The sequence below is a fragment of the Bacillus cereus group sp. N6 genome (assembly GCF_016483705.1).
Classification (GTDB): Bacteria; Bacillota; Bacilli; order Bacillales; family Bacillaceae_G; genus Bacillus_A; species Bacillus_A wiedmannii.
Window position 1 is genome coordinate 1 of the sequence record NZ_JAEHBI010000079.1, and the last position, 9,783, is coordinate 9,783.

The window sequence follows — 9,783 nt, forward strand, 5'->3', positions numbered from 1 at the left end:
AGTATTTTTTTTCATGTTTTCAAATCGGAAACATGTATTTGGCCTGCTTTTTTGTCTGAAAAAGCTGAGTAGTTACATGGAACCTTCTTTACGTATGAGCGAACGCCACAGGATAGTATCTATAGTTTAGAAGAGTTATTTCGTCATGAGTATACACACTATCTTCAAGGGCGTTATCTCGTTCCAGGGTTATTTGGTGAAGGGAAGCTCTATGAAAATGAGCGTTTAACTTGGTTCGAAGAAAGTGGTGCAGAATTTTTTGCTGGATCTACCCGTACCCATCAAGTTGTACCAAGAAAAACAATCGTTCAACAGTTAGCGGTAAATCCTGTGAATCGATACACCTTACAGCAGACCTTATACGCCACATATGGAAATTGGGAATTCTATAATTATGCGTTTGCTTTGCAATCCTATCTGTATGCAAATCGGTGGGATTTATTTTCTCAATTGCACCATATCATAAAAAATAATCAAGTGATACAATATGATCAATATCGTGAAACAGTAAGTAAGAATGTGACACTCAATACAGCGTATCAAAACTATATGCAGATGCTAATTGATCATCAAAAGGAATATACTGTTCCAGCTGTTTCAGATGAGTATTTACAACAACCAACAGCAAAGCCTTTGACAGAGGTGCAAAAAGAAATCACCCAAATTATACCGCTTCAAAATACCAACATGACCGAACAACAATCTGACTTTTTTCATACGTTTATCTTGCGAGGTACGTATACAGGAAAGAAAACAGCAGGTGTTGAGTCCGATTGGAGAATTCTAAATACTGTATTGGATACCATACTGCAACAGTTATCGACGAAACCTTGGAATGGCTATAAAACAGTGACAGCCTATTTTACAAACTACCGAGTAAATACTAATAAGCAAATAGAATGTGATATTGTTTTTCAAGGTATTGCAAATAATATATTGGAATCCAAAGAACCAAATGAATCCATTCAAGAGGCAACTCCATTACCTTTTCGAACAAATTTTATAGGTCACTTTAATTCAAATAATTCCTTAGATATTTATCAATTAGATGTGAAATCACCAAACAAATGGGCTATTGAGGTGATCAATCAAAATCAGATTCAAATGAATTGGGTCCTATATCACGAAAAAAACTTAAAAACTCCAGTGGCGTATGCTACATTTCAAGGACAACGATTATTTGAAACGTATACTGCACAACCTGGAAAATATTATTTGTATGTATATAGTTATGATAATCGAGCAGGTGGTTATCAGGGGCTTGTTACAATAGAATAGAAAAAGGGTATGTCCGTTATTCTTGTACAGTATGGAAGTGATATGATCCCCTTATAGTAGACAGGAAAAAGAAAGAACACTAACCTGTTTACTATGGAGGGGATTTTTTATGGGAAAAATTAGAGTCACTTACGATGTAGAATTTAAGAAAAAAGCTATACCTTTTTAAACGGTTAAAAAATCTCAACCTAATAAAATAATTTTTTAGACTATCTTTATGTTTTCGCATTCACCAATACTAAGTATTCTGTAGATTTTATCAATACCTAAATACCTCTAAAAAATATATATTTTAGTAAATGATACTTATTGGAAAAGGGGCTAATGAACATGAAGATAAAAAAGAGGCAATTGGTAGCAACTATATATCCAGGTCAGTTATTTAGTACTGCAACTTTACCCGAAGGCACGAGTTTTTTGAAATGGGAATTAGCAGGTAGTGGTGATTTAGATGATATTCTTTTTGACGTAATGGAAGATAAATTCTGGGACATAGATGACCTTATTTTTAGTGATGTTTTACACGAAAATCGAACTGAAATAGTACAAAATAAAGAACTGTACATTGATAATGTTCGGAATGCTACATCATTAGTTGGAATAAATATATATGCTTTAATTTATGAATAAAGACGCCGTAATATTTCTCAATACCCATTTTTTTCTACAAATTGTATATTTTAGTTAGGTTGCTGTAGTAACCTGATTACAAATATATATTATGAAATGGGGAATGGATATGGAAACAAAAGCGACAGTAGAGATTGCAAGAGTAAGATCAGGTAAAGAGCCACAACCAGGACAAAAAAATCGTTCAAGTGGCAACTTTAGTACTGAGAATCTTCCAGCAGGAACAAAATATTTGAAATGGGAGGTTATAGGTGGCGGAGATCCGGATTTTATTAGCTTTAATGTAATGGAAGATAAGTCCGCTGCAACGGATCCTACTCATTTTTCTGGTGTATTAAGCGGAAATCGCACAAGTGTTGTATCTAAAAGATCTCTTTATATTGCCAACCCTAAGAATGCTACCTCTGAATTTACTGTAATCGTATCTGCCATGGTTCAATAAGTAAAATCAAAAAAGAGACTACGAAATATTTTTTAGTCTCTGTTTTATTGGTTACTTCGTCGTTCTTTCTATTTAACTTGTTTAGAAAGAATAAGATTTTTTGATACTTGGGGGAATAAAGTTTCTTATGTAGATGGACACGGGAACCTAATACATAAAGAATCTTCCTGTGATTTTTTCAATATAGGTGTATCTTATGATTAATAAGATACACCTATGTGAGGAAAGGTTTTTGATTTAATAGGGAAAAATACTATAAGGAGGAATAAAACATGTCTTGGAAAAAGAAATTAAGTGTGGGAGTGGTTTCAGCCGCTCTTGGTTTATCTTTAATCGGTGGGGGGACATATGCTTATTTTAGTGATCAGGTTGTGACGAATAACACATTAGCCGCGGGGACATTAGATCTTGCTATGCAGCCTACCACTTCTCTTAATTTAGATAATTTGAAACCTGGGGATAAAATTTTAAAGAAATTCAATTTAAAAAATAGTGGTACGTTAGATATTAAAGATGTTCTAATGAAAGTAGATTATACCGTGAACGATTTAAAACGAGATAATCAGGAAGACGATTTCGGTAAACATATTAAAGTACAATTTCTTTGGGATTGGGATCCAGCTAAAAGTCCTGTATACGAAACAACCCTTGCAGAATTAAAATCACAAAATCCGGAAGTCACGTCTCATAAAGTATTCCTTGCAAAATGGGCAGAGACGGGTGGATTAAAGGCGGGTAAGATGGATTGGTTCTGGATAAAGTTTATCTTCGAAGATAATAATATGGACCAGAATATGTTCCAGGGAGATAGTATTGCGATGAAAATGGAATTCCAAGCGAATCAAACAGAAGGACAAGAAAGATAATATTGCAAGACCCATATATAGAAAATCTAAGACTTCTAAGACCTAACATTTTAGAAGTCTTACTTTCATATTTCAAATCGGAGTAATATTTATGAAAAAAGAGTAAAATGTAATCATACCAAGTTTTTATCTGTTAAAAAAACTTTGCAGCAGAACCCAGCACTTTATCTTGGTTCTTATTTTCATTTACCTTAGGCTTTGTCTCATATAGATTGTTTAATACACGATTATACTCATTTCTTGTAATTTCTTTATTATACAACTGAATTAATAAATCTTTATGCTCTTTTGAAAAGGCCATTTTATCAAAAAACTTAGGATACATAGTACCATTCTCTCCGCTTCATGTTGGGTTTTATATGATAAACCAGAAGTAGAAAAACCCATATCTATATAGAATAGGGATGGGTTTTTCAGTTACTATTTTAGACGTCGTTGTATAGTATAAATATTGGCTGAGTATTAAATTATAACATAAAAGTTATACTCCTAGTTATTTTTCTAAGGGGGGCAGGTACCCGCAAATGTGTGAACGTCCTGTCCGTGGGCTTTAGAATCGAATCGTGGAGATTGCATGTTTATATACAAGCTGTTGTTTCCCCTCATATTCTATTAAAATAGAAAAAGTATCATATCCTCTTATTATTCCTTTTATATGTAGTCCTTTTAACAGAATTAACGTGATATCCTTCTTCTTTTGAAACGCTTCTTGTAATAAGTGTTCCTGTAAAAATAGTATGTTCTTACCTCTATCCTTTTGAAATAATTGTAATTTCGTTTCCAATGAATTCTCCCCCTATTCTTCTCATACAGTTACTTTGTATGGTTCTAGTTCAGCTAACAGTTGTTTTACACCGTCTGGACTCAGCGTCAGCTTTCCACCTACTAGTTTTACATTCCTTGAAGATATTTCTCCTGTTATAGGACAAGTACCATGAGGTGTATATTTTTGTAGAACAATCGCATCTTCTTCTACAAAAAATTCTAAAGCATCGCTTGTTTCCACCTGTAAAATTTTTCTTGTTTCTTTTGGTATTACAATTCGTCCCAAATTATCTACTTTTCGTACAATACCTGTTGCTTTCATAAGCATGCCTTCCTTTTTTACAAATAGAATATTCCACATATCTCGTAATCGTTTACATTATTTTAAAACCATATATACTATAAAAAAGTTTATCTCAATCTGTAGAAATAGAGAGATTTTCCATGTCTTCTTACGTCCACTGTTGCAAATCTTCTATTTCCTTCATACTCTCAATCACTTTTTCATCACTCACTATATAATAAACCTCATTTCCTTTTCGCTCATAAGAAACCATCTTAAACTGTTTTAACTTTATTAACTGCTGTGACATTGTAGATTGTGGAACACGTAGTAACTTCTGTAACTCGGATACATTTAATGGACCTTTAGCAATTAATTCTCGAACGATCATCAAACGCATAGGATGTCCAAGTATCCGCAATATATCTGCAGGTCTCTCGTAATACTCAATATCCATATAAAAAGCTTTTGGCATAATTTCTTCCCCTTTTTTGATGAACGTTTTTTATATCCTAATATCATCTATTTGTTCCGCCGATGTTTTATATATGCAAGGGCTTCATCTAAGTATCTATATTATTCCTCAAAATTCTCCCTATTTCCTCTTTATATCTTACATGGCTAACTATTTATTTTGATCAATAGTTAGCCATGTAAGATATAAACACATTAGAGATGTCAAATATACCATGTAACCCCTAAAAGAAGTATCTCTAAAATGTCCACAGACAAAGGTACTTTTCAATAAAAAAAGAGGTTCTGTTGCAAAGTTTTAATTTCTTAAAAAAATACGAATTAACATGCACTCATTCAGAATAAATGCTCAGTAATATACGGAAAATCGGATAATTCATTCATAAATTTGAGTGATTTTTAAACTTTGCAACAGAACCGAAAAAACCACATAATGAACGTTTTATCTCCCAAAACAGGATGTTTTTCTTTTGTTATCACGTTTTACTGCGAATGTACAAAAGATGTCCTTTCATAAGAGACATTTTATGAAATTTCTTTTCAAAATAATTTTGTTATAGTTAATTCGACCTTGCGCTGGTCCAATTGTCATTTCTAAATGAAGTATATGATAGGATATAAATCATGAAAACGAGCGGTATAGGTCAACAAATCGGATAGGGAATAAGAGAATGAATAGAAAACTAGATTGTTTCCAATCTAGTTTTCTATATGTACGGAATGTATCCTGCATATTCCAAAAAAACAAACAAGTTCAAGGAGGAAGATGCTTGCTATAAAAAATAAAATAACATCACTTTTGCGCAATAGACGCTTTTTTAAAATCTAGATGCGTAATGGTATGCACACTCAAAACTTTCGGTAGTATTCTTCTATGGAAAATTCCTTTGATCGTGTACGGATTGTAGTTGTATAACAAAATCAATAAGAGTAGGAGTCAGACAGATGAAAAAACAGTTATATACAAGCTTGTTAGTAGCAACCGTTATGACAAGTAGTTTAGGGACAGCAAATGCATTCGCTGCACCCATGGTTCATCCCGAGCAAGTACAAAATATAAAAAGTGTGGATCTTAGTCAATTCTCTAGTTCTTTCCGAAAATTAGGAGAACAAGCCGCATTATTACAAGCCTATGCACTTATTATCGAAAATCAGCCTGCATTTAACCTTCCACAGGTTCCAGCTTTACAAGATGTACAGCAATTGATTCAAGGAGACATGAAGGAATGGCGCGGAGAAATCCTTAACAAGCGTTTACTACGTATAAATGAAAGTAATCGTAATTTCGTTAGAACATTTGATACGTATGTAGAGCACGAAAACTTGGAGGTAATTCCAACAAGATTAGGCGATAAAATGGAAAAGCAACAAATAAATATTCAACAAACCCTCAATGAGTTAGAGGAACTTAAAACTTCTTTAGGCAAACATAAAAATAATTTGACAACACGTATTCAAGAAGCTGATAAATTTTTAAATGGAGGGTCTGGTCGAATTGCAGAATTGAAAAAAGGGATTGGAACAATCCAAGCTAGTATGCAAAAAGATTTAGATGTCATTAGTTCTGTGCCTGGCATACTAGTAAACTCTGGAACTACTATAGGCAGTGCGGTATGGAAATTGTTGTATCCGGTAACTAAAGGAGGGACTCAAGCAGCCTTAGAATATGTTGCGGCAGCTGCTAAAAAATTAGAGGAAGCTAAAAAAGCAGCTATAGAAAAAGCTAAAAAAGATGGAACTGCAGAAGTAGACATTGAAAGAATTATGAAGGAAATAGAAGAGAATTTTGCTAATACCCCAGAGGGAAAATCACTTACAACTGAGTCTCTTAAAAAATATGATTTTATGGATAAGGTTGATATAGAGCAAATTAAAAAAATCATAGAAGCGGAGGCCTTAGGTAGTGGGATCCTTCAGAAACAGAAAGATGCCATTGTAAGCCTAGCAGAAAAAAACAATCAACTATATACAGCAACTCGAGATTTACAAACAGCTGACATTCAAGCGTTACAACTTCTTTTGATTGAAAGCAAAGTAAGTATGTTTGAGGAACAAGTTGACACAGAGATGGACTTGCTGAAAAAACATCAAAAAGATTGGGTACTAATCGAACAAGCAATCAAAGAGTTACCTGAAACACCGACATCTTCGGATTTGAAAACATTAAAAGCATTGTGTAAACAATTAGATGAGCAAATCAAAAGCTTTGACAATGTAGTAAAAGGATAACAACCAAATACGAACGATCAAACAATAACGAATCAATGAGGAGAGAGAAAAATGCGAAAATTCCCATATAAAGTCGTAGTAATGGCGTCTTTATTAGCCATAACGTCTGTCAACTTAACGCCACCTATTCAAGCATTTGCGCAAGAGCAAGCGATTAGCGTAAATCATAAACAAGGACCATTGAACCTAAATAAAGAAGAGACAGCAAATTTTAAAACAAATCTGACAGACATGAACAGTTATTATGTTACTATGCAAGTCTACGCACAAAAAATCAACGCGGAAGCTGATATTAATTTAGATCAGGTCGAGCTAGACAGCAAGGATAAAGCGTTAAAAACACAACTACCGGCTCACCAGCAAACGGCTCGAGAAAATGCGAAATTTTGGAATAAAAATTTAAAGCAACAGCTGCTTAAAGTAAATCAAGGTATTATTAGTTATGATACTCAATTCCAGACATATAGTAACGATTTAGAAGCGGCTATTGATGATAATGATAAAGAGAAAATAAAAAGCCTGATTAAAGGTAGACTCATGAAAAATGCAAAAAAACAACAAGATGATGTCGGTGGTGTAATCAAGCAATTAGATACATTTAGCGATAAATTAGGACAGGACATTCGAGCTTTTGATGCAGATGGAACACGATTGATCGCAATTTTAGTTGGAAAAGATTCTCTTATTGCGTCGCTTGGAACACAAATTGACACGTATAATGCAACAATTGATCAGAGTATTAAATATTTAATTGGTAGCGGAGTAGGAGCGGGTCTTGCTGTTGGAGCAGGTGGAGTAGCGATTGCACTAGCCGTCTGCTCTGGGGGAACTTTAGTTCCTGTTATTTTAGGCACGGCAGCATTCGCAGCTTTCATAGGTTCTAGTTATACAGCATATACAAACTATGAGTCAATGAACATTGCGAAAGAAGGACTAAAAAAGGCTTCTGAGCAGTTAAGCACGGCTAACACAGCACTTGGAACTTTAAAAGGTGCACAATCTTCTATAAACAATCTCCATACATCGGTTAAAGACGCGCGTGAAGCTTTAGGACATATATCTACTCAATGGGGAACGACATATGAAAAGTATGAAACATTACTAGATAATATAGATACAATGAGCCCAGGAGAATTAAAATTAATGAAATCCGATTTAGAGGTTACGAAAAATAGCTGGAAGGATTTAAGAGAATGGGCAGGCAAAATCCAAGAACAACTATCAGGGCTGACTATCACAGAAACAAAAGAATAAGTAGGGAAAACAATTCGTTGCAATTTAGGTATCCACACATGTAGATAGGATAAAGAGGACTTATAGAACAGATAATCAAAATTGTTAGGGATTCAAAACGATTGTGTATATTTGAACCCGACAAATAGAAAATAGGAACCATCCGTGTTATAGCAGATGGTTTCTATTTTTATAGAAAAATAGATGATACAGGTAGGTGAAAATATGAACATACTATATTGTAAAAAAAAGCTCCTCATACTAACGGTTGGAGTTCTAACAAGTTATGCAATCCCTATATCTTCGGCAGCGGCACAAAGTAACCAAGTGACGATCTCCCAAAAAGATCAACAAGACATGTATTCTTTACGTCCTGCAGAGTTTAAACAGGCCCTTGCTCAAACTGGTTCCAGTATGCTTGTTATGAAATCATATGTTGATAACATACAAGAACAACCAGAAATACATGTAGCATGTATTCAAATGATACAGGATACGTTGTGTTCAGACATGATTCAACATCAAAAAACAGCAAAAGAAAACGCATCTAATTGGGGGAAAGTAGAAAAAAATATTTTAGAAACCAATCAAAATATTATTCAATTTAATGAGCAATTTCAATCACAGTACGAACAGCTATCCATGGCTATCCAGCAAAATCAAACAGGGCAGCTACAATCCCATATACAAGATTTATTCCTTATAATTTCAAAAAATAAAAAGGAATCAGATCAATTGATTCGTATGCTCCAAGAATTTCAATCTAACATAGAAGCAGATGTGATTCATTTAAAAAAAGATACGAATATACTCATGCCCATTATAAATAATGAAACTGGATGGAGTTCAGATTTACAAGACCAAATAGATGCGAATCGTGAGATCATCAAAAAAAATAAAGATATTCTTTGGGATTTAATATCTTCTGGTCGTGCGAATAAAGACAATCTTGCAGCGGCAAGGAAAAAGATTGCAGCGGCAGAGGCAAACATTCAAAATTTAAAAGCAAGTCTTTCTGGCATACAATCCAATGTTGCTATTTTGACAGACACTCAAAATAATATGACAGACATGATAGAAGCAATTATTATGGCGATACAGGCTCTGCAGCAACTGTCCACACAATGGAGTATCATTCAAGTTAAATATGAAGCGGTATTGAATGCCATAGATACTATTGATCCTGAAATGTTGGAATGGATACAATCTGATCTTACGATTGCTCAAAAAGAATGGCAAGATCTTACTAAATATGCGGAACAATTACAGCGACTTTACACAAATGAAAATAAATGATGAAACACACGAATGTTAAGATGCTTTGATGAAAACCATCCAATTTAGAGCAATTTGAAAATGCCCTCACTATCCTATAGATAAACCAACCAGACATCTCGATACGCTGTCGTTTGAAGTTTTGTGTCTATATAGAGGGGAGTGGTCTTACCAGATCTGATATTATTCCCTTAAGGTAGACAGTGTGAAAAGACCATGAATACACATGGAGGTTCTGTTGCAAAGTTTAAAAATCACTCAAATTTATGAATGAACTATCCAATTTTCCGTATATTACTGAGCATTTA

General features: G+C 34.0%; 11 protein-coding genes and 1 pseudogene. 8 read left to right on the forward strand and 4 right to left on the reverse strand.

The features are described from left to right. Positions 1 to 90: 90 nt before the first annotated feature. The 5 genes and pseudogenes from JDS99_RS32145 to JDS99_RS28695 form a co-directional block, all read left to right on the forward strand. Positions 91 to 534: pseudogene (locus tag JDS99_RS32145) on the forward strand (collagenase); the annotation flags it as partial. Between the two features lie 21 nt (positions 535 to 555). Beyond that, the gene (locus JDS99_RS32150; RefSeq protein WP_242475784.1) at positions 556 to 1,278 is read left to right on the forward strand and encodes a hypothetical protein; all 723 of its coding nucleotides are present in this window, start codon (positions 556 to 558) and stop codon (positions 1,276 to 1,278) included. A gap of 330 nt (positions 1,279 to 1,608) precedes the next feature. Then, a complete protein-coding gene (locus JDS99_RS28685; RefSeq protein WP_199696217.1) occupies positions 1,609 to 1,908 on the forward strand; it encodes a hypothetical protein in 300 nt (99 codons plus the stop codon). A gap of 109 nt (positions 1,909 to 2,017) precedes the next feature. Continuing rightward, positions 2,018 to 2,350, forward strand: coding sequence for a DeoR family transcriptional regulator (locus JDS99_RS28690; RefSeq protein WP_199664922.1), 333 nt, complete (start codon positions 2,018 to 2,020; stop codon positions 2,348 to 2,350). A gap of 272 nt (positions 2,351 to 2,622) precedes the next feature. Beyond that, entirely contained in the window at positions 2,623 to 3,216 is a 594-nt protein-coding gene (locus JDS99_RS28695) for a TasA family protein (RefSeq protein ID WP_199696218.1), read from the forward strand. 133 nt (positions 3,217 to 3,349) lie between these two features. Here JDS99_RS28695 and JDS99_RS28700 read toward each other — a convergent pair whose 3' ends face one another. The 4 genes from JDS99_RS28700 to JDS99_RS28715 form a co-directional block, all read right to left on the reverse strand. Beyond that, positions 3,350 to 3,541 (reverse strand): hypothetical protein, encoded by a 192-nt coding sequence (locus JDS99_RS28700; protein ID WP_000283267.1) that lies wholly within the window; start codon positions 3,539 to 3,541, stop codon positions 3,350 to 3,352. 225 nt (positions 3,542 to 3,766) lie between these two features. Next, entirely contained in the window at positions 3,767 to 4,000 is a 234-nt protein-coding gene (hfq, locus tag JDS99_RS28705; protein WP_199696219.1) for an RNA chaperone Hfq, read from the reverse strand. 21 nt (positions 4,001 to 4,021) lie between these two features. Then, the gene (locus JDS99_RS28710; RefSeq protein WP_199696220.1) at positions 4,022 to 4,303 is read right to left on the reverse strand and encodes an AbrB/MazE/SpoVT family DNA-binding domain-containing protein; all 282 of its coding nucleotides are present in this window, start codon (positions 4,301 to 4,303) and stop codon (positions 4,022 to 4,024) included. Between the two features lie 130 nt (positions 4,304 to 4,433). After that, entirely contained in the window at positions 4,434 to 4,739 is a 306-nt protein-coding gene (locus JDS99_RS28715; protein ID WP_199696221.1) for an ArsR/SmtB family transcription factor, read from the reverse strand. A gap of 944 nt (positions 4,740 to 5,683) precedes the next feature. On the opposite strand from JDS99_RS28715, the gene JDS99_RS28720 reads away from it, so the two are divergent. The 3 genes from JDS99_RS28720 to JDS99_RS28730 all read left to right on the forward strand — a co-directional run bounded on the left by JDS99_RS28720 (position 5,684) and on the right by JDS99_RS28730 (position 9,496). Continuing rightward, positions 5,684 to 6,967 (forward strand): HBL/NHE enterotoxin family protein, encoded by a 1,284-nt coding sequence (locus tag JDS99_RS28720; protein ID WP_199696222.1) that lies wholly within the window; start codon positions 5,684 to 5,686, stop codon positions 6,965 to 6,967. Between the two features lie 51 nt (positions 6,968 to 7,018). Beyond that, positions 7,019 to 8,221: an HBL/NHE enterotoxin family protein gene (locus tag JDS99_RS28725; RefSeq protein WP_199696223.1), complete on the forward strand. Its 1,203-nt coding sequence runs from the start codon at positions 7,019 to 7,021 to the stop codon at positions 8,219 to 8,221. 204 nt (positions 8,222 to 8,425) lie between these two features. Further along, on the forward strand, positions 8,426 to 9,496 hold the full coding sequence (locus JDS99_RS28730; RefSeq protein WP_199696224.1) for a ClyA family alpha-helical pore-forming toxin: 1,071 nt from the start codon (positions 8,426 to 8,428) through the stop codon (positions 9,494 to 9,496). Positions 9,497 to 9,783 lie beyond the last annotated feature (287 nt).

Excerpts from the sequence above, each read along its gene's own strand:
- JDS99_RS32150 (WP_242475784.1), top strand. The coding sequence starts at position 556 with ATGCTAATTGATCATCAAAAGGAATATACTGTTCCAGCTGTTTCAGAT.
- JDS99_RS28685 (WP_199696217.1), top strand. The coding sequence starts at position 1,609 with ATGAAGATAAAAAAGAGGCAATTGGTAGCAACTATATATCCAGGTCAG.
- JDS99_RS28690 (WP_199664922.1), top strand. The coding sequence starts at position 2,018 with ATGGAAACAAAAGCGACAGTAGAGATTGCAAGAGTAAGATCAGGTAAA.
- JDS99_RS28695 (WP_199696218.1), top strand. The coding sequence starts at position 2,623 with ATGTCTTGGAAAAAGAAATTAAGTGTGGGAGTGGTTTCAGCCGCTCTT.
- JDS99_RS28700 (WP_000283267.1), bottom strand. The coding sequence starts at position 3,541 with ATGTATCCTAAGTTTTTTGATAAAATGGCCTTTTCAAAAGAGCATAAA.
- JDS99_RS28710 (WP_199696220.1), bottom strand. The coding sequence starts at position 4,303 with ATGAAAGCAACAGGTATTGTACGAAAAGTAGATAATTTGGGACGAATT.
- JDS99_RS28715 (WP_199696221.1), bottom strand. The coding sequence starts at position 4,739 with ATGCCAAAAGCTTTTTATATGGATATTGAGTATTACGAGAGACCTGCA.
- JDS99_RS28720 (WP_199696222.1), top strand. The coding sequence starts at position 5,684 with ATGAAAAAACAGTTATATACAAGCTTGTTAGTAGCAACCGTTATGACA.
- JDS99_RS28725 (WP_199696223.1), top strand. The coding sequence starts at position 7,019 with ATGCGAAAATTCCCATATAAAGTCGTAGTAATGGCGTCTTTATTAGCC.
- JDS99_RS28730 (WP_199696224.1), top strand. The coding sequence starts at position 8,426 with ATGAACATACTATATTGTAAAAAAAAGCTCCTCATACTAACGGTTGGA.